Source organism: Paenibacillus sp. 2TAF8, assembly GCF_052114825.1.
GTDB lineage: Bacteria > Bacillota > Bacilli > Paenibacillales > Paenibacillaceae > Paenibacillus.
Map to the genome: position 1 here is coordinate 162,376 of NZ_JBFRFN010000005.1, position 20,771 is coordinate 183,146.

16 protein-coding genes are annotated in these 20,771 nt (G+C 48.8%); 8 read left to right on the forward strand and 8 right to left on the reverse strand.

Annotation, left to right across the window (positions count from 1 at the left end; translation table 11 throughout):
- Positions 1-158 precede the first annotated feature (158 nt).
- Positions 159-4,457 carry a DNA polymerase III subunit alpha gene (locus tag AB4Z30_RS09600; protein WP_441925621.1) on the reverse strand — a complete coding sequence of 1,433 codons (4,299 nt, stop codon included), beginning with the start codon at positions 4,455-4,457 and terminating at the stop codon, positions 159-161.
- A gap of 289 nt (positions 4,458-4,746) precedes the next feature.
- On the opposite strand from AB4Z30_RS09600, the gene AB4Z30_RS09605 reads away from it, so the two are divergent.
- From AB4Z30_RS09605 to AB4Z30_RS09615, 3 genes are all read left to right on the forward strand, one after another.
- Positions 4,747-5,076: a YtrH family sporulation protein gene (locus AB4Z30_RS09605; RefSeq protein ID WP_090920214.1), complete on the forward strand. Its 330-nt coding sequence runs from the start codon at positions 4,747-4,749 to the stop codon at positions 5,074-5,076.
- Between the two features lie 26 nt (positions 5,077-5,102).
- A complete protein-coding gene (locus AB4Z30_RS09610) occupies positions 5,103-5,591 on the forward strand; it encodes a hypothetical protein (RefSeq protein ID WP_441925624.1) in 489 nt (162 codons plus the stop codon).
- Between the two features lie 92 nt (positions 5,592-5,683).
- Positions 5,684-6,004: a YtpI family protein gene (locus AB4Z30_RS09615; protein ID WP_441925626.1), complete on the forward strand. Its 321-nt coding sequence runs from the start codon at positions 5,684-5,686 to the stop codon at positions 6,002-6,004.
- A 267-nt stretch (positions 6,005-6,271) separates the two neighbouring features.
- On the opposite strand, the gene AB4Z30_RS09620 is transcribed toward AB4Z30_RS09615, so the two are convergent.
- The 3 genes from AB4Z30_RS09620 to AB4Z30_RS09630 all read right to left on the reverse strand — a co-directional run bounded on the left by AB4Z30_RS09620 (position 6,272) and on the right by AB4Z30_RS09630 (position 8,546).
- Complete coding sequence (locus tag AB4Z30_RS09620) at positions 6,272-7,606, reverse strand: DRTGG domain-containing protein (RefSeq protein ID WP_441925628.1); 1,335 nt, start codon at positions 7,604-7,606, stop codon at positions 6,272-6,274.
- Between the two features lie 198 nt (positions 7,607-7,804).
- Positions 7,805-8,092, reverse strand: a complete 288-nt coding sequence (locus AB4Z30_RS09625; RefSeq protein WP_441925630.1) for a hypothetical protein — start codon at positions 8,090-8,092, stop codon at positions 7,805-7,807.
- 106 nt (positions 8,093-8,198) lie between these two features.
- Entirely contained in the window at positions 8,199-8,546 is a 348-nt protein-coding gene (locus AB4Z30_RS09630) for a YlbF family regulator (RefSeq protein ID WP_441925632.1), read from the reverse strand.
- A gap of 234 nt (positions 8,547-8,780) precedes the next feature.
- Here AB4Z30_RS09630 and AB4Z30_RS09635 point away from each other — a divergent pair, with 234 nt between their 5' ends.
- From AB4Z30_RS09635 to AB4Z30_RS09655, 5 genes are all read left to right on the forward strand, one after another.
- Positions 8,781-10,148, forward strand: a complete 1,368-nt coding sequence (locus tag AB4Z30_RS09635) for a YheC/YheD family endospore coat-associated protein (protein ID WP_441925634.1) — start codon at positions 8,781-8,783, stop codon at positions 10,146-10,148.
- A gap of 30 nt (positions 10,149-10,178) precedes the next feature.
- Positions 10,179-11,369, forward strand: coding sequence for a YheC/YheD family endospore coat-associated protein (locus AB4Z30_RS09640; RefSeq protein WP_441925636.1), 1,191 nt, complete (start codon positions 10,179-10,181; stop codon positions 11,367-11,369).
- Between the two features lie 61 nt (positions 11,370-11,430).
- On the forward strand, positions 11,431-12,804 hold the full coding sequence (locus tag AB4Z30_RS09645) for a YheC/YheD family endospore coat-associated protein (protein WP_441925638.1): 1,374 nt from the start codon (positions 11,431-11,433) through the stop codon (positions 12,802-12,804).
- Positions 12,804-13,910: a YheC/YheD family endospore coat-associated protein gene (locus tag AB4Z30_RS09650; protein ID WP_441925640.1), complete on the forward strand. Its 1,107-nt coding sequence runs from the start codon at positions 12,804-12,806 to the stop codon at positions 13,908-13,910. The genes AB4Z30_RS09645 and AB4Z30_RS09650 overlap by 1 nt, the downstream gene beginning before the upstream one ends.
- A gap of 37 nt (positions 13,911-13,947) precedes the next feature.
- Complete coding sequence (locus tag AB4Z30_RS09655; RefSeq protein ID WP_441925642.1) at positions 13,948-15,126, forward strand: YheC/YheD family endospore coat-associated protein; 1,179 nt, start codon at positions 13,948-13,950, stop codon at positions 15,124-15,126.
- Between the two features lie 168 nt (positions 15,127-15,294).
- Here AB4Z30_RS09655 and AB4Z30_RS09660 read toward each other — a convergent pair whose 3' ends face one another.
- The 4 genes from AB4Z30_RS09660 to AB4Z30_RS09675 all read right to left on the reverse strand — a co-directional run bounded on the left by AB4Z30_RS09660 (position 15,295) and on the right by AB4Z30_RS09675 (position 20,768).
- On the reverse strand, positions 15,295-17,205 hold the full coding sequence (locus AB4Z30_RS09660; RefSeq protein ID WP_441925644.1) for an alginate lyase family protein: 1,911 nt from the start codon (positions 17,203-17,205) through the stop codon (positions 15,295-15,297).
- Positions 17,202-17,537, reverse strand: a complete 336-nt coding sequence (locus AB4Z30_RS09665; RefSeq protein WP_441925646.1) for a cupin domain-containing protein — start codon at positions 17,535-17,537, stop codon at positions 17,202-17,204. Before AB4Z30_RS09665 ends, AB4Z30_RS09660 begins: the two co-directional genes overlap by 4 nt.
- A 93-nt stretch (positions 17,538-17,630) precedes the next feature.
- Positions 17,631-19,031, reverse strand: a complete 1,401-nt coding sequence (locus tag AB4Z30_RS09670; RefSeq protein ID WP_441925648.1) for an ABC transporter substrate-binding protein — start codon at positions 19,029-19,031, stop codon at positions 17,631-17,633.
- A gap of 129 nt (positions 19,032-19,160) precedes the next feature.
- Complete coding sequence (locus tag AB4Z30_RS09675; protein WP_441925650.1) at positions 19,161-20,768, reverse strand: response regulator; 1,608 nt, start codon at positions 20,766-20,768, stop codon at positions 19,161-19,163.
- Positions 20,769-20,771 lie beyond the last annotated feature (3 nt).

The following is a 20,771-nucleotide window of genomic DNA, read 5'->3' on the forward strand; positions in this document are numbered from 1 at the left end:
AAATATTCTTGTTGATTGTTGGCGCTTAAATATAAGAGGGGATTACGCTTGATGCTTGCTAATACTTTTATGTAGAAAAAAAGAATGTCCGCCGTTTTATGTTGTAAACGGCGGACATCTCTGCTGAAGGCTGAAGGTGGTCATCAGCTGCTTCAGCCCTATTTGATTTTGACTGTGCCTTCACCAAGCATCTTCTCCATTTCGGAGAACAATGCCGGTGAAGGTTTGATCCGGTAGGCGTCGCTCAGGGCGAGCAGCTTCTGCTGCTGCTCGTAGAAGAGCACGGTCGCCACCGGGCCAGGGTGCTGCTGGAGCAACTCTTTGAGGCGCGCCAGCAGTTCGGGCTTCTCGGCCTGCGGGGTGAGCTTCACGAACACCCGCTGCTCGGCCCCACGCGGCGCGCGGCCCTGCTCCGCCGCGCTAGACGCTGGCGCTGCATTGCCCGCGCTTGCGCTGGCTGCAGTGCCTGTGCCTGCCCCGCTGCTCGTCGCGGCAGGGGCACGGCTTCCGCTTGCGCGCGCAGCGGAAGCGTCACCGCCTGCGCTGCTGCGCTGCGCTGCGGCTCCAGCGCCCGCCGGACGCTGCGGCGAAGCCGCCTGCGCCGGGCGCGAAGCGCTGCCGCTGCCGGGCTTGCCGCGGCGCTCGCGGCTGCGCAGCTGCTGTTCCAGTGCCGCCGGTGTCAGCGGCGACACTTCCTCGGCCAGCAGCTTAAACCCCTCGTCCTGCTGCTGCACCTTGGCACGCACGACGAGAAGTTCACCTTTCCCGACATGCTGCTGGCTCCGCCGCCATACCTCGGGAAAGAGAACAACTTCGCAGCGTTCGACCTGGTCTTCCAGCTCCATGAACGCCATAGCCTTGCCCTGTTTCGTCGTAATCGACTTCACAGACACCACCATACCTGCGGCGACGGCCATCGTATCGTCCGCCGCCTCCGTCAATTCCATGATCCGGTCAGCCCCGCTCGATGCCAGAACATCTTCATAATCATCCAATGGATGACCGGACAGATACAGACCAAGCAATTCACGTTCCAGTTCCAATTGTTGACTGGCTGAGAATGGCGGAATTTCAGGATATTCAATCTCCCAGTTTGGTGTCTCCACAAAGTCAAACAGCTGAATCTGCAAGTCTTCACGCTCTTTACGCCATTTCAGAGCCGCTTCAACCGTCTCATCTAACATCGCCAGCAATTGAGCACGATGTCCTGGCAAGCTGTCAAACGCCCCCGCCTGAATCAGCGATTCAATGACACGTTTATTGCACACCCTCAGGTCAACACGGCGACAAAAATCGAGCAGGCTATCGAACGGTTTTTCCTGTCGAACAGCCATAATGCTTTCCATGGCCTGTGTACCTACATTTTTTACCGCAGCCAGCCCAAAACGAATGGCTCCCGAAGACCATAGGGTAACCGCTTCGCTGTCATTACCGCTTGATTCTGTCGCTTCCACATCATCAGAGGCTTCTCCATGATCCGTACCTGATAACTGTCCAGATGCCTTAACCTGAATCTGTCCATGTACCTGATCAGGTTCCTGGTCGTGCGCATCATCACTTTGCGCCTGATCATGCCTCTGGTTGTGTACCTCATCCTCAAACTGAGCATGTTCGGTACGCTGCATCCCATCAAGAACCTGTGTTTTATCCTGACCCTGCACAGAATCCAATGCGGAAACCCTCACCAGACCCGGATCTAACCGATGCCCGGATCCTTCAGAGTCAGCCATAGCGGACACAGCCTGCCAATCGTCCCCGGATCCATTTTTCTCGAATTTCGTTATAAATTCTGGATCATCAGGCAGAGGCCCAGGATCATCCGGTAACGGAGCATCGTCGTATTCCGCATGTTCACCATAGTTTTCATGAGAAACATCATCGCGGGTTTGGCTAGCTTCATGTTTTCCAGCATGCTCTACAGGTTCTCCAAGCTCATTCCGACTATCTTGTTCAATACCACCCAATCCCCCTGCTTCACCGTTCTCCTGCACAGCAGATGAAGTAAAAACAGGAGTAAACAAAATGCCACTCTCATTCACATCTGGCGGAAGCACATCAATCTGCATATGACGGCATTCGACTACATATTCTGCAACCTTGCGATGGCTGCCCATAACAGCAGTAAGCATGGAGGCCATGAAATGGATGGGATAATGGGCCTTTAGATATGCCGTTTGGAACGCAAGCACCCCATAAGCTGCTGCGTGAGCACGCGGAAAACCATAGTTCGCAAACTTGACAATCATATCGTAGACAAGGTCTGCTTCTGCTTCGCTATATCCCTGTTTCAGACTGCCCTGAACAAAGTGGCCTCGTTCCAGATCTAGTACTTCCCGCTTTTTCTTCGATACAGCTCGGCGAAGCAAATCCGCTTCTCCCAAGGAAAAGCCCGCCATGCGGGATGCAATCTGCATGATCTGCTCCTGATACACGATGATGCCGTACGTATCTTTCAGAATCGACTTCAAATCATCATGTGGATATTCCACTTCAATCTGACCATGCTTACCCTGAATGTATTTGGAGATAAACTCCATTGGACCTGGACGATACAACGCCAGTACGGAGATAATATCTTCGAACACACTCGGCTTCATTTCCTTCAACACACGGCGTACTCCGGCAGATTCTAGCTGAAATATACCCATCGTATCGCCGCGTCCCAGCATCTCATACGTAAGTGGATCGTCGTCAGCAATCCGTGTGAAATCGGGAACTTCTGCGTGCTCCCCAATCCAGCGCAAGCACCGTTCAATAATGGAGAGCGTACGCAGACCGAGGAAATCCATCTTAAGTAGCCCAATAGACTCCAGATTTTCCATAGAGTACTGCGTTAAAGCTGTACCCTCACTACCTTCTTGAAGTGGTACAGCATCTGTCAGCGGGTCCCTGGAGATGACAACACCCGCAGCATGAGTGGAAGCATGGCGCGGCATGCCTTCAACCTTCATCGCCATATCCAGTAGCTCACGTGTCTTCGGTTTCGTTTCATACAGCATCTTCAGTTCAGGCGTAGCTTCCATTGCACGCTCAATGTTGATACCAAGCTGTGCAGGAATCAGCTTCGCAGCCTTGTCCACTTCGCCATAGGGTACATTAAGCGCGCGCCCCACATCCCGAACAGCAGCCCGAGCAGCCATCGTACCAAATGTAATAATTTGCGCAACATGGGCTTTGCCGTACTTATCGGCTACGTAATCAATAACCTCGTCACGCCGCTCATCACTGAAATCGATATCAATATCGGGCATGGATATACGTTCAGGATTAAGGAACCGCTCAAAGAGCAAGTTGTACTTCATCGGGTCGACATCCGTAATGCGCAGTGTATACGCAACGAGACTTCCTGCTGATGAACCCCGGCCTGGCCCGGTAACAATGCCTTGTCTGTGCGCATACGCGATGAAATCCCATACGATCAGGAAATAATCCGAGAACCCCATACTGTCGATAACACGTAGCTCATAGTCCAGACGTTGATCCAGCTCTGTTCGGAGCACCTCATCGTTCCAGCGATCAGAATTGGCATAACGTGCGTTCATGCCTTCCTCACACAACTGACGCAGATATGCCGATGGACTCAGACCTTCAGGCAATGGACGGTATTCTGGCAAAATCGATTTGCCAAACTCCAGCTCCAGTTCGCAAGAATCTGCGATCCGCACCGTATTGGCAATGGCCTCCGGCACATGAGGGAACAGGCGAGACATCTGCTCTGCGCTCTTCAAAAACAGTTGGTTTGTTCCAATTCGCAAACGTGTTTCGTCGTCAACGGTTTTGCCTGTTCCAATACAGATTAGCACGTCCTGCAGCTCTGCATCCTCTTCGGATAGATAATGGGCATCATTCGTTGCGACTAGTGGAATTTCCAGTTCAGCTGCGAGCTTGATCAGTTGAGGGTTGACTCTTTTTTGCTCAGCCAGCCCGTGATCCTGCAGTTCCAGATAAAAATCGGAGCCAAAAATATTTTTGTAACGCATTGCCGCACGGCGCGCTTCTTCTTCACGTCCATGCAGCAGATGTTGGGGAACTTCGCCGCCCAAACAGGCGCTCAGACAGATAATCCCCTCATGATGTGCTGCCAGACTCTCCATATCGATACGCGGTTTGTAATGGAAACCCTCCAGATGTCCGATGGAACACAGCTTCATCAGGTTACGATAACCGGTCATATTTTTCGCCAGCAAAATCAAATGATGAATCGGTTGATCCTTCCGGCTTCCCCGTTCCTTACGAGAACCCGCCGTCATATATGCTTCACAGCCGATAATCGGTTTAATTCCCCGTGCTATGCAGGCTTTATAAAATGGAATAGCACCATACATCACGCCATGATCGGTCAGCGCCAGTGTCGTCATTCCCAGATCTGCGGCTTTATCCACGAGATCCGGAATACGCGCAGCGCCATCCAGCAAACTATATTCACTGTGAACATGCAAATGCACAAAAGAACTCATGTTTTTTTACTTCCTTTCCCCGCTTACAGTGGCAGCTCTCATCATTGATGCTGTGTGCCGCCGTAGTGTACTTTATAATGCGCAAAATCCGAATCATCGAAGTTCGCGTAAGTATGCACCTACATGAATGTTCCCGCTAAAATTAAATCTCTATCTAAATATAAGAGTTTATTATTCTATTTTATCATAACGTCAGGGGGCTCGCCCATACATTAGAAGTACAAGCTGCTTCCCCTGTTGCTGACTAAACACAGGAGGTAGACTGCTGGGTCTGAAAGGGGTGTTACGGGTGAGCACTTTTTTATCCAAAGCCATTCTTGACTTTTTTATCGCATTCGGAATCGTGCTGGGCGGCGCGATGATTGGAGGTATAGGGGCTGTTATCTCTCTCCAGCCCCCCACCCAAACAATGCTCGATATTTCCGGCAAGATCAAAATATGGGCACTCGCTGCCGCTGTAGGCGGTACGATCGACCCGATGCGTGTGATTGAGAGCAATTTTCTGGATGGGAACCTGTCACCAGCAGTCAAACAAATCCTATATCTGATCTCAGCCTTTATGGGTGCACATATGGGAACCGAACTGGTGAAATGGGTGTGCGGCGGGGGCCGGGGTTAGATGACGATGACCCGTGATGACCCCGCATGAGACTGCCTCCTTTCTCCCGCTACCGCCCGCTGATGCGCATGACTGCCGTATTTGTGCTCGGCATGATCGCTGGATGTGTCGTGTATAACGGTGTTTTTCATCTCAGTTACAACAAACTGTGGCTGAATAATCAGGAACTGCAGCTGCAGCTGCACCAGAGCGAGGAGGATATCAAAACACTGAAAAAGTACAGTAAACGCCAAACCGTCATCAAAGAGATCAAAGTTCGTGCTGAAGAATCCGACAAAGGCCCCGACGAAGCTTCACTGAAATTGATGCTGCAAAAACTCGGGGACGAGCTTGAAGTCCTGCGAGGCAGAGATGTATTTAACATCGATGAATATAGCAAAATGACACGTATCATGCTGAACCAGAAAATTTATAAAGTCAGAGAAAAAGAGTACTCCGTTCAGGTTAAAACGATGCTTGTCATGGAAGGCGTTTTGCAGGTCTGGGTACAGATTCGCACGCATGTTCCGGCTTAATATCCGAAAACTGCAAAAAACTGCCCTTGTTTTCATGTTCACATGATACAATAAGGGCAGTATATGTTTTTCAGAAAAGGAGCTGCTTCTGCGTGTTGATCGAAGTATTTAAATATGCACTTATCGCCCTCTTCGCTATCGCTATGATCTGTTCTGCACTGAACAGCATTCGTTCACGCCGGACACCCGACAACCATGAAGCGGGTTTGTATCGTTCCTGGACGAATATCTGGATGGGCTGCATGCTCATCACTCTCGCGCTGATCCTGATGTTTGTTTTCACCGGTTCTACCTTGTCTGTCATTGTGGAAGCGCTTTTCCTGGTCATGGGAGCCTATAACGTATTTGCTGGTATTCGCAATCGTAGCTACTATGCCAGACTTAAGCAACATTCCAGCGACTCACCTGCTTAGGCTTGATTCTTGTACAATCCCAAGCATTTCGGAGTAAATCTGGTTGGGACAATGTATTGAAAAAAGAGAGCATGCCCGTACAATCGGGTGAATATGGTATGCCGTATAGGCTTTGCAGCATAGCTGCTAGCTTTACATGCTGAGATGCAAAGGCTTCACAGCAAATACACGGTTCACCTTTTCCCCTGATTGGGCAATCGCTCTCTTTTTGATGTGCCTGGATATGATGTTCAATCGATCGGTTTTGAGAACATCTACGCAATAATTTCAAGCATGGTCTATGGACTGCAGCGTCATGACTGCTTTGCATACCACACTACCCTCGCGAGTAATGACGATATCCATTTTACACGTCCGGCGACTCGTCTCCAGAATCATGGGGCGTACCATAATCTGATCCTCAATCTGCACCGGACGGACAAAATACGTTGTTACGTTATCGACCACATGATCGTTGCCTGTGACGTCCCATGCTGCCCTGCGCGCAGCTTGTGTCATGACATTCAACAGTACGCCTTCCGAGATCGTCCCCAGATCCGTAGCCATCTGGGGAATAATAAAGCCGTGGAACAACAGTTCATTCTGCTCACCGCGCTCCTCCGCAAATCCGTTCCAGATCAGATGATCAAAGGTTTCACCAAGCTGAGGTTGCTTCTGCGCATCACGCATGGCCTGCAACACTTCCTTGCGTGTAACGGAAGCAATAAGCTTGCGGTTGCGATCAACAATGGGCAGAAAATCAATGCCTTCCCAAGTCATGATCTGTGCAGCGGAAGCAAGAGAGGTCTGCAACGATGCTGTAATCGGGCGACGAACAACACACTTTTCAATACTTTGATCTGCCGGCAGTTCACTTACATCTTTCAGACTTACAATTCCGATGACCCGGTTCCATTCATCAACTACCGGAAAGCGATGCTCCCCTGTCTCTGACACCAACGTATGAAAATCGGCTGCGGAACTCGTTACTTTAAGCACCTGCAATCGCGGTTTCTGGCCGATGATATCCTCTACCAGCATAATTTTTTTCTTGATCAGCCGGTCAAAGATGGCTCGGTTAATCATGGAGGCCACTGTAAAGGTATCATGTCTGGAGGAGATAATCGGCAGTCCCAGCTCATCAGCCATAATCCTTACATCTCTGCTTGTACCAAAACCACCCGTAATCAATACGCCGGCTCCCTGTTCCAACGCCAAGGAGTGGGCATCTTCCCTGTTCCCGACAATAAGCAGACTTCCAGCATCAATGTATCGTGCCATCGCCTGTTCCTTCATCGCTCCGATCACATATTTGTGCAATGGTTTGGTTAACCCCTCATTACCGCCAAGCACATGGCCCTCCACAATTGTGACAACATCGGCAAAAGTCAACTGCTCCGACATGCCCCGAGGTCTTTTCTCAATCCGCACTGTGCCGATTCTCTCTTTGGTCACGACCAGTCCGAAGTTCTCAGCCTCTTTGACAGCACGATAAGCTGTCCCCTCACTTACGCCCAAATCACGCGCAAGTCCTCGCACTGAGATTTTGCTGCCTACCTTCAATTGTTCAATATGCTGTAGAAGCTGTTCATGCTTCGTGACGTTCTCTTCCTGTCCGTCCATCTGTACCACCCCCGAGGTTGCATCTGTACCATACTGTATCTATTATAACACGACCTTAGGAAAATAACCCCATCTGGCACCTGAACTTGTTAAGTAAAAAATCTCGCTTCTATCGTAAAGAATCGCATCATGGGTGCTCTATCTAAATACACAAATAAGACCGAACCCCTTGATTCAAGGATTTCGGTCTTACCCAGCTCACATCGATTTACTCTGCTCCTGCTTGTCCAGCAGCTTCATCTCCCATTGCCGTAACTTCGCCCGGCGTATCGCCTCCAGCGCACGTTTCTTCTCCTCGTCCACGCCAAGAATGAAATGGAGGTGAGCACCTACAATCAGCAGAGAGAACAGCACCCACACGATGCCAAAAATATTAACCCAGTCCATTCCGCCAGCAAAGGAAATATGCGGAAGCGCAATAACCAGCATCGACAATGCAATCAGCAGATAGATGACATGTTTTGTTTTTTTCAACCTCTTCACCATTCACAGCTCCTTCGTACCATATATAGCTAGTCTATGAACGATGCAGAGGTAATATGAGAGGATTAGAGAAAAAAACAGACAAGGGTATGCTTACCGAGCTTATAGCTTAGGCTTCTGCTCCGCCATACAGATGAGCCAAGCTGTCTGCAATAATTTTATTTACATCCTCAATGATCACACTAAGGCGACGTTCTGCATCAAACAGGCGGCGGATGTTCAGGTTCAGACTCAATACTTCAAAGACTTTTTCCATCTTTTCCATCTCGTCCGGTGCTGGCATATCTCCGCTCATCATTCGTTGTTGCAGTTCCATCTGTTGGTTACGGAAGTTGTCCAGCATTGCTTTGGCTTCTGGATCAGCTTCAATCAATTTCATCGCAGAGGTAATTTCCTCTACCTCGTTGCTCTCTCTTAGTGCTTTTGCCAAATCATTGGCTTTGTCATAAATATTCATTATAATTCCTCCTCTAAATTGGTTGTTCATCCGTGTAAGAACATGCATTCTATGCGCTCAAACAAAAGGTTCGGGATCAGGTCGCCAAAAAACGCCCCAAATCAAACACATTTAATTCCGGGTGGGTCAATCACCAAGGGGTATATGTCCTCATATGATGAAGCACATGCCATGTTCAGATGCCGTTCAACTTCAAGATCAGACATCAAGCTGCCGCCCGGAAGGAGATCCGTGATGTCCACTAAAAAAGTAACGATACAGGTTACCGGCTCGGGCATCCTGCAGGACGACGTCATCATGCTGGGCGAAGGGGTTCTCAAGACACTTAAGATTCCTTCGGGAAGACCTCTTCAACTGCAATTCGGTTCGTACCGTCGTGAAGTTACCGTTATTCCAGTTCCTCGGTATGACGGATTACGACTCAATCAGACGGTAGCCAGTAAAACCGGCCTTGTTCCCCGTTCAGTCCTGAGGTTATCTTACCGTGCTTCCAGCCATACGCTTCGCCTGGGGCCCTACATCAGCGTTATGATCAGCCAGGATTACCCCGATCAGCCCGATCGGCCCTTTGGCTCGATTACGATGTTCTGCCAGGAATTAGTGCATGCCTGCCGGAAGCAGGGCGCCTATGTATCCTTTTTTACACCGGAGGACATCGGAGCAGTAACCGGCTACATGAAAGGCTGGGTATATGATGACGGCTGGAAAAAGACCGTTCTGCCAGTAGCAGATGTGGTCAATAACCGGCTGACGTCCCGCAAACTCGAGAACAAACCTAGCGTACAGCATTTTATGAAAGAAGTAAAATCGCTCTACGGCACACACACATTTAATGAAAAGTTCCTAGACAAAAATGAGGTGTTTGACGCACTTAAGTCGCTCCCGACACTCAAACGGGTACTGCCCGAATCCCACTTGCTCAAAACATCAGCAACCCTTAAGACGATGTGCCAACGTTATCCGGTCATCTTTCTGAAGCCGGTGCGCGGTTCACTGGGCAAAGGCATTATCCGGGTTTCCCGTCAGCCAGAAGGAGGATACCTAACTCTGGCGACAAGTGTCGGAGGTACCCGCAAACAAACTTATGCTTCTCTGGATAAACTGTATGCCAGTATGTCCGGAAAAATGAAAACAACACGCTACCAGATCCAGCAAGGGTTAACCTTGATTGATCACAGCGGCAGACCCGTTGATTTCCGCGCGCTTGTGCAGAAGAACAAAACCGGCAAATGGAGCGTAACTTCCATCGTCGCCCGGATTGCAGGTGGTAGTCACTACGTTTCCAATCTGGCGCGGGGTGGAAGTCTCAGTACGGTCAAAGAAGCCGTAGCCAAAACACAGCTATCCGGCGCCGCCAAAGCCTCGGCATATGCAGGACTGCATACAGCTGCACTGGACATTGCCAAAGGAATCGAGAGTGCCATTCCTGCCCATTTTGGTGAACTCGGCATTGATCTGGCGCTGGATACAACTGGACGCGTATGGCTGCTTGAGGTAAATTCAAAACCATCCAAAAACGATAATACACCGCTGAGTGAGAGCAAAATTCGCCCATCGGTCAAAGCAATGCTTGAATACTCCACATATCTGGCCGGATTCTGAAGTTTGATCTCATGGAGGAGGTGCAGCAACATGTATACATCGTCGCAAAACAACACCATGGCTATACTCGTCCGAGAAGCAGAAGGCTCACCTCCCTTTGCAGATGAACGATTCTGCCGCAGGCTTTGTGTGGAAGGTCCCAAGTACGGGCTGCGAATCATCGTCATTCCGATCCCGGTCAAATTTATCGAAGGTACCCTTCAGAGAGCATACACCTATCATCAGAAGCAATGGAGAGCTATTCGTATTCCTGCGATTGATCTGGTGATGAACCGCTGCCTGCACCCACTCTCCAAAAATGCAAAGCAGCAGTTGGAACAATATTTACCTTATGCCTCCGGTCTTCGCCAGCGCTCTTGGTCAACCGCACTTCCTGGCAAATGGGAAGTGCATCGCGCGCTAGTCAGGTCAAACAGGATTCGGGCACTGCTTGCTCCAACATCCAGAGTAAGGTCAACTATTCCCTGGGAAATATGGCTTGCACGCTGGCCTAAAGGTTTATTTTTCAAATCTGCATCAGGAACTCATGGCAAGAATACCTTTCGCTTATCCAAGAGGGATACGCCATCTGTTTGGATCGTGGAAGGACGTAATACAAACAATGAATACTTCAATATGACATTTCATCGAGCAACAGACGTATCTTCCTGGCTGGAATCACATCAGGCTGTACAAAAGTTGATTGTGCAGCCTTATCTGGATCTTAGCCATCATGGAAGAGCATTTGATATAAGGGCACTGGTACAAAAAAACGGGCAAGGGCGCTGGACGCTGACGGGATGCATGATTCGGGAAGGAGCCGAAGGCTCTCTTACCTCGAATCTTCACGGCGGGGGTAACGCTTATCCTGCTGATGCATACCTTACCGAAAAATATGGCAAAAACCAGGCTGCATCACTGCAGCAACAGATCAAACACGCTGCCACTCTCATCCCTCCGATGTTAGAGAGCCATTTCGGCAGACTTGCGGAACTTGGTCTTGATTTCGGAGCCGATGTGGACGGCAGACTGTGGTTAATCGAAGTGAATTCCAAGCCAGGCCGCACCTCATTTGCCGAGGCGAATGACAAACACATGCACGCCCTGACGTACACACAACCGCTTGCTTACGCCCGTTATCTGCTGCAACAACATGTTCTCGCGGACGTCTCACGTCCAATGAAAATGCCGAATTCATCCAGCAAAGCTGGCCTGAAACGCATCCCGATTCCAGGCGACTGAGGCCTGTAATGCCTGCTTGCCAAGGAGCACAAGGATCTTTTTCAGGATAGGAGGATAAATCATGAGTTTGACCTTTTGTAATCTGCATTTCACCCAAAAACCCGAAAAAGTGGTGTATGTATCTAATGCTTTAATGAAAAGCCTCAATCTGTCTGGAAAAAAGACGATACATCTGCGTTTCGGGCGTGATCGCGTGCCCGCCACCATCAAACCCATTCGCAAAGCCGGGAAACATCTGTATCTGGCATCAGGCATCCGTAACTTAATGAACGTTCCCAAACGCGGCAACATTTATCTTCGCAACCTTCAGGATGGTGAAGTGCAGCTTGGACCGCTCATCGGAGTACTGTCCGATGGTTCATCTTCAAGCTCGAATCCATTTGGTTCCCGTACTGGTTTCATCAAGCAGCTGCTTCGTGAAGGAAGCCGCAAATCCTACATCTATGCCTTCACCCCGCGGGATATCAACTGGCAGAACGAGACGGTTTCCGGTTACTTTCTTAATGAGAGCGGAAGTTTCTTCCGCAGGACGGTGCCATTGCCCGATGTCGTCTACAATCGTTTACCGAGTCGTCGCTCTGATTTTTCACCGGCGATCAATCAGCTTCGTGAACGATTTATCCGCCGCAAAATTCCTTTTTTCAACTGGAGCTTCTTCAATAAATCGGATATTTATAAATTACTGGAGAACGAACCAACTGCAGGGCGTTATATCCCTGAATCTATTACCAACCCAACGATCGAACAGATGAAGGAAATGCTCGAGCGGCATCAGTTCGTTTATTATAAACCAACCGCGGGCAGCCTCGGAAACGGAATCTATCGTTTAACCTATTCGCCCAAACGTGGATATTTTGCACGTTATCGCAAAAAAGGCGGAAATGCCTTGCTGCGCTTCGGTTCGTTTAATAGTCTGATGCGTATGCTTCAAGGTCGACATGGCAAACAATTACGCGGCTATGTTGTTCAACAGGGAATACGGCTAATCGAAATTGACGATTGCCCTATTGATTTTCGTTTTCACATGCACAAAAACGGGAACAACCAGTGGGTTGTTGTCGGCATTGGAGCCAAAAAGGCAGGACGAGGAAGTGTCACAACCCACATCAAAAATGGCGGCTCTCTAATGACCCCTGAACAGGCGCTCAGCCGCAATTTCGGGGAACGTGCGGGCGAGGTTCTGCAGCAGGCGAAATCCGTCGCTATTACACTGGCCCAGGCGATTGAATCCCAGCACCAGCATCTGATTGGTGAGATTGGCTTTGATCTGGGCATTGATCAGGAGGAACATGTATGGATGTTCGAAGCGAACGCCAAACCCGGGCGCTCCATCTTCCGTCACCCTTTACTCCGGGTGGAGGGCAAATCGTCGGTGGAACACATTTTGGAGCATTGCCTGTATTTGAGCAAATTCCGGAAGAAGGAAGGCATTTGATGAGCCTTCATGATGATTTCAAACCTGTGATCGCCGTGCTTACCATGCATGATCAACAGCGGATGTTCAGAGGGAATCATCACAATTTTCAGGATATTCTGCAAACAGGTGAAAGCATGGGATATGTCGTTTATATCGTGACGGTCCGCGATCTTAATGTGAGCGGACCTACCGTGAAAGGATATACGTACAACAAAGGGAGCGGCAAATGGACTTCACAGCCGTTCCCCCTCCCTCACGTGTTGTATAACCGTATTCCTAACCGGGAAGACGAGCGCAAGCCTTCGGTTCAGCGAAAAATTGAAGAATGTCTTCAATCCGGCATCGAGCTGTATAATCCGTATTTTTTCAATAAATGGAATCTGTTCGAATGGCTCAAAAAATCCAAGACTACTCAGCAACTGGTTCCCCATACCCGACGGATGCGCAGTGCATCTTCACTCGGTACAGTTTTGCGAACCTATCCTTATCTGTATCTCAAACCGGAGAGCGGAAAGGCTGGCAAAGGCATCATGATGCTTAAATATCAAGAAAAAGAAAAACTGCCTTACCGGCTTAAAATCCAGAATACTCGGAAAAGTATGACGTACAAGGCAGCCACATTATCCAAGTTATGGGCTCGAATTCGCAAAGAAACCGGACATACGCCTTATATTATGCAGCAAGGCATTGAACTCGCATCTTCCCACAAACGCCCATTCGACCTTCGTGTGCTTGTGCAGAAGAATGGCAAGGGCCAATGGAGTGTGACTGGCATCGGAGCACGGCTCGCAGGATCGCGCAGTATTACAACTCACGTGCCTCGCGGCGGCACTGTAGAAGACCCGGAGAAGCTGCTCACCGAGTTATTCGGGGAAGAAATGACTACAGCTCTTATGAAACGGGTGAAGTCCACCTCACTAATGATAGCAAGACAGGTTGAGCGTGGCTCGGGGCATACGCTTGGTGAAATGTCCATGGATCTTGGAGTAGATGATCTGGGCGAAATCTGGTTTTTCGAAGCCAATGCGAAACCGATGAAATTTGATGAACCACAGATCAGACGGCGTTCACTGGAGCGTATTTTCCAGTACAGCGCCTATCTTGCCCGTCAGTCTGTACGATGAAGGGCAGGAATACTGCATACAAAGAAGGTGATTGTTTGTGTCCTCACCTGTTCTGGGCATCATGACATTGTATCTGAATGAACACCGTGCTCTGGAAGAACGAAGCATCTACCGCCGAATGATTCTTGAGGGGCGCAAACGGGGACTCGATATTTACGTATTCACACCTGCGGATGTACATTCTGGCGGCAGGCAGATTGAAGCGATGGTGTATGACGAAAAGAAAGGCTGGTCCAGGGAATGGAGAGCATTCCCTGATCTGATCTTTGACCGATGCCGCATTCAGCGCAATCACCGTTTCCAGCAACTGCTTGCCTTTCGCGAGAAATATGGGCATCTACTCTTTCTGAACCGACCGTTGCGTAATAAATGGACCATTCATCAGACACTTTCCGAAAAATCCGCCTTTCGGCAGCATTTGCCGGAAACGATTTTATTTCAGGACATGTCCGATGTGAACCGTATGCTCAAGAACTCTCCGCTTATCTATCTGAAGCCGATCAACGGTACAGGTGGACGCGGCATTCTGCGCGTAGAACGCAGCATCAAGGAACCCAGCACAGTGCTTGTTCAAGGCCGGGATCAGAAACGTCGCATTATTACACCGCGCAAGGTTCATTTATCCAGGCTTGGCCCCCTGCTCCAGCACTGGAAAATGAAAGATAAATATTTAGTGCAAAAAGGAATTCAGCTCCAGCTTCCTAACGGAAGGGTACATGACTACCGCATGCTGGTTCAAAAGAATGGAGAAGGTGAATGGGAACTTACAGGATGCGCAGGACGTATGGGCGCAGAGAAAAGTGTAACCTCCAACCTTCACGGCGGCGGTCAGGCTGTTGGCATGCAGCGCTTGATGAAACAGTGGATTCCGGAAGAAGATCTGCGCGAAGAAGTAACGGCAACAGCAGAGAAATTTGGTATTGATGTGGCTTCATTCCTGGAGGATACGTATGGGGATCTGTGCGAGCTTGCACTCGATTTGGCGATAGACAAAAGCGGACAGATCTATCTGCTCGAAGTCAATCCCAAACCTGCCCGTGAAGTCTTCGCCCGAATTGGTGAACGAAGCATCTATTATAAAGCGATCACACAGCCGCTCGAATATGCCTTGTGGGTGTACCGTAATCGTCCTGTCGAAACAGTCAGGAAACCTCTTTCACCCAGGCCCGTTACTTCTAAAGCAGCGAGAGTCAAGCGTAACCGGAGGGTGAAATAAACCAACTCGCTGAACATACAGCGTAGCCTGCAAGCCCAGCAAAGTAAAAAGGATTGAAGGCTCAATAATACATGAGCCTTCAATCCTTTTTCAGTCCTGCTTCAACCTCTCTAGCTTTAAGCATGGTGCACATCTTTTTATCCAATTACAGCACTCACATTTGGTTTATTACTTCCATTGCACTTGGTGTGCGTCGATCACAATCTGGGCTTCCTCGCCAAAATACTCATAAGAGAGCGTGAACCTCATTTGATCCGGCTCAAGCGCAACCCCTGTAACATTCACAGCCTCTTCTGATTCATTGGCCGGCAAGCATATAGCCACAACTCCCACTTTGCCCGAGAACTCAGCTTGGCCCTGAATAACAGCTGTTTCGGACTTCGAGCCGTAGATTTCAGATACCCAGCCCACCTGCTCTGTCAACTCAAATGTTTCACTGCCTTCTCCCGCCATCAAAAACTTCATGCAGAGCTTGACTGAATTATCATCAAATCGAATGCCAGCTCTCTGTTTAGCCTGATCTTCCTTCCGTAGCACAAGTCTCGCTTCCGGATGCAGGTGGAATCGCTGTTCCAGTGTGTGTGTCTTTTCAGCATCCAGCCAGTCCACCACCAGAAGCAAAGGTACACTTTTGCCTGCAAGCACCCACCGACGATGGCTAACCGGATCGGGTAGATGTGTATATCCATCTTGTGAAGCATCCATAAAGTGATAGCTCGCGTGACTCTCATAGCGGTGTGTTGTCGCTTCCGCCTCCGGCTCACCCCATTGCTGAGTGGATACATAAGGTGTCTGATCTGTCCCGTCTACGGTAATCGTATTATGTGCCCGCGTGCTTTTGAAATAATGACGCCACTGCCCTTCCTCGTACGTATAACGTCCCGTATCCGTAAAAAACAGTCGGTTATTCCACATCCATTCGATGTTCAAAGCATCCGCATGACCGTGAGCACCACCCATCGAGGCTGCATCAAAGAACAGATATTGACGATCATCCCTCATTACATAATATCCGGTCTGTGGAAAGGTACGGCTCGTCAATGAACGCGAAGCAACAGCCTGTAACCTGACGCATTGCTCATACTTCTCCACACCCACCAACCAGAGACATTCTGAACTGTCAGCTCCGCGTGCCATTAGATCCTCGTCTCCCAGAATCGCACCTAACAGTGTCAACCGCTGTCTTCCGTCACTAAGCCAGTCTGAATCTCCAATGCCTGTCGATTGATGATCGGGTCTAATCATGGCTTCGGTGAATGCGGCCATATTACGTAAACATTCTCCATACCACGCCGAGAACGGATGTCCCGAAATACCGGCCAGCAGATACGGTGTACCAAACATCTCAATACTTGCATTATGATAGTGGGTGTTCAATTCGACCTGAATACCTTCTTCATTCAACTGATGCAGCAGACACAGTTCCAGCCGCTCGGTAGCCACTTGACGCCAGAATGGACTGCGTGGATGCTCCTTGTAAAAAGCAGCAATCATATACAAACCCTGCATATGCATAATGGCGTGATTGATCTCCGTACTGCCGAGATAATGTGTCAGGAATTCAGCATGCTCCTCAAGCCCTTGCAGAAATTCGGTCCGAAATGCATCGTCCAGTTGCGGACTGGATTCCATATATTTGTACGCGGCAATCCAGGATTGCACACGCAGACCTGTTTCAAGCAAACGCCAGGGACCAGGTTTCTGAAAAAAAACAGCCTCATCATATGCCAGATGAACAGGCACCGGGTTCTGTTCTCTCCACGTGCGATAGTGATCTATAAATGTAGTCACATATAACGGGTTGCCTTTCATCAGATAAGCTTTACCCAAATCAAGCATATGCCAGTGCCTGTTGATGCCCCAAGTGAACTCCAGATCATTGGTCGGATTAAGAAGCCAGTCCACCGGCATGCCAAGTGGAATCCAGCTGGTCAGATCATTCGTATATGGCACAATAAATTCATTCAGTATAGCCCGGTTCGCAATCGTCACTGAATTTCGAGCTTCCTCCGGAAAATGCTCCTGGTAGTACAGAGCCGCCTGCTGTAGTTCATCCGCCGAAAGATAAAAATCACTCATTGGTCTGCCTCAAGAAAATCCTGACGGAACGGCGTGAACACATCCAGTATGATCGCATCTTCCAGCGCCTTTACCCCATGTGGCACATTCAAGCCGGCATAAAAGCTATCTCCCGCTTTGAGAACTTTGGTCTCATCGCCCACCTGAACCTCAAAACTACCCTTTACAATATAACTGACTTGCTCGTGCGCATCATGGGAGTGAACTTCGCCGATCCCACCTTTGGCAAAGGTAACTTCAACCATCATGAGTGTTCCACCCATCCCCAAAATTTTACGCGAACTTGTTTCGTTAATGATATGTGGTTTTACCGAATTCTGGTCAACAATCATTGAAAATTCCCCTCTCCCAGGCAAGAAAATTTTAAAAATTTCAGTAAAGTGAAACGACCGAAGTATGAATACGACGGCCGCCATGTTTAGGTTCTACTCTTCTTTGGATAGTTTACCTTGAAGCTTGGATGAATCAAACGATGGATCAGCTTCAATTTTAGTCAGGCCAGCCGCTTTGCTTTTCTCAAGTGCTGCATTATAACGTGTGTTCAGATCCTTGATCACGCCATCCAGATCACCACCAGTGAATATATAAGCGGAGAATGCTTCAGCCCATTTCATACCTTCCAAAGAACTCTCTGTAATCACACTTGGATTGGCGGGGAAGATCGCGTCATACTTCTTAGGTAAGAAACCTTCAATGCCTGGAATGCTAGGTTTTTTATCCGAGCTGAGTACTGCAGGAATCAGGGAGATACCATACCCTTTTTCATAATACTCACTTTGCAGATCCGTGCTGTATACGTACTCCATGAACTTCCATGCCGCTTCTTTGTTCTTTGAGTCAGCATTGATGCCGATATAGGAACCACCAATGACTTGTGAAGCGCCTTTAATCGTACCATCGTCTGTTGGCACAGGAGCGGCACCCCAATTTTCTTTCGTTGGGAACTGATCTTTGTACACGCCCGGCTCACCAGAGTGGTTGATGTACATTCCGATTTTGCCTTGTGCGAATTGCGCTCTCAGCGGGTCAATATCGAGGCTTTCCACACCCGGCAGCATGCTGCCATCCTGATTCATTTGACGAAGCGCTTCGGCAATCGACTTGTACATGTTGAAGTCAAACTGACCAGTCTTATAGTTAAAGCCGTCGATTCCTTCGTTCGTGCTTGCACCAGCAATCGTGTTCGCCGCTCTCCAGAAACCGCTACCACTTTTGAACGGGCTGGCGAAGCCATAGATACCTTCACTTTTGCCTGCTTCCGTAATTTTCTTCGCGTCCGCTACCATTTCGGCAATGGTTTTAGGTGGAGAGGCGATGCCTGCTTTTTTGAAAATATCTTTATTGTACACCAGTCTCCAGATCTGGCCTGTATTCGGAAGGGTATAAACTTTTCCATCAATTGTGTTTTTATTTTCGATCATGCTGTCTTTGAACGTGGCCTTCATGGCATCGCTCATATATCCGTCGATTGGAGCAAGATACCCCTTCTGGTAATACGTTTGGAAATCATCAATTTGAAACACATCAGGAGCTTGTTTACTCGCAAAAGCGATATCAACGGCCTGCGGATAATTATCACCCATGACGGTCATTTCCACTTCAATGTTGTCTTTATTCGTCTGGTTGAACTGCTCAATCTTGGATTTCATAAAATCAGCATCGTGTCGATCGGGAGTCCAGTAGATTACTTTCGTTTTGCCACTACTCTGTTCTCCGCCGCCAGCTGCAGCCCCATTGTCTGTTGTCGTTCCACTGTCTGTCGAACAACCCGCTACCGTTAATGCAAGCACAGCACTTAGTGTAGTCATCATCCACTTCTTAACCATTGAAATGCCCCCTTATGCTTGTCTGGACAACCTATCTGGTTCCCCGTTAACGTAATGATAAACGTTCCACTTCTATCAAAGTGAGGGACATTCTGACTATGCAAGGTGGGAAAAATGACGATCTCCGTCTTATCCGTTTTCATACATCTGCCGGAAGTGTGTAGGGGTCATGCCACAATACTTCTTGAACAGGCCGCTGAAATACGGTCTGTCCTCATACCCCAGCATCTGGCATATTTCCTGTACCTGTACACCCGCAACCAGTAGTTCCTTCGCCTTTTCCATTCTTAACTTCGTAATATATTGGATAAGTGTCATACCTGTTTCTTTCTTGAACGCATTCGCAAAATAACTTGGACTTAAGTGCACCGACTGAGCACAAGTTTGCAATGTTAGATTTTCGGACAGGTTCATACTGATAAACTCTTGGGATTTGCTAATGGCCTGTTTGACATCCGTAAGCCTTCTCTTATCCATGATCTCACAGCCCATACTGCTGAAATGCTTGATGTAATCTCCCCAGCCGTCAAACGTCAACGACCGCATCGCTTCAAGCACGGTCAAATCTGCTTCTAGACGAAGGCGCTCTTCTTCTGTGATCTCATCACAGAACGCCCGGTAGATCGCAAACGCGAGTCCCGACAACAGACGGATCATCGTTAGTGGCTCGGGAAAACCTCTGGCATTCTGCCAGACTTCCAAAATTTCATCGATAATTCGGTGACAAGAACTTTCATTGCCACATTTCAGTGCGTAAAATAGCTCCTTTTCCTTTTCCAAAGGATAGACGGGAGCGATCACTTCCTGATTCTCCAGTTCTGCATAGTTGAAAATGCAGTTCCCCTCACTGTAAAAGCGATAGGATATCGCCTTATCTGCATTGGCATAGGATATCCAGATTTCCTGCGGTCTCCGTGCAATGGTGCCCAGACCGATGGAAATCGTCTTTTTGCTAAATTGCTCCACATTGTGGCGGCATTGCTCCATAAGATCGGATATATCAATCTGGTCGGATGTGTTAAATATAGCGGCCAGCCGGTAACGATTCTCACGCAGCACAACGCTTCTCGTATGCCGATTCAACGTTTCGCTGACGATATTCTGAACCGCAAATGGAACGATCTCTGCATCCAGGTGCATCGTTGATCCATAGCGTGTATAGCCATCAACTTCAATGACCATGACATTAAGGTTGGATGAATCCAGCTCAATGTCAAGCTCATCCCATCGGCTTTCATTCAGGAACCCGCCAATCTCATGCCGTAGCAGACCCAGAAGATAACTGTGACGTTCGTACTCACTGCTGCTAACTGCTTTCTGTTTCAGCTTTTGAAGTTGCTGCGACTTCGCCTGTTCACTCTCAATGACCTCTCTCACTTTTAGCACCGCACCCAAGATTTCTTCAGGGGTAAACGGTTTGAGCAGATAATCGAAGGCTCCAAGCTTGATGGCTTCCTGAGCATATTGAAAATCGGAGTATCCGCTAATAAAAATAAACTTGGAACGCAGTCCAGCATCCATTGCCCGCTTCATGAGTTCGAGTCCGCTGAGCCGAGGCATTTTGATGTCCGTAATGACAATGTCTGGCTGCTGTTCGACCAGAAGAGACCAGCCTTGCTCTCCATTGTTCGCTGTGCCCACAATCCGGACCTCATGCTCCTCCCACGGAATAGTGGAAGTGATGCCCTTGACCACAGCCTGAATATCATCCATAACACACATCGTCAGTTGCTCCATACG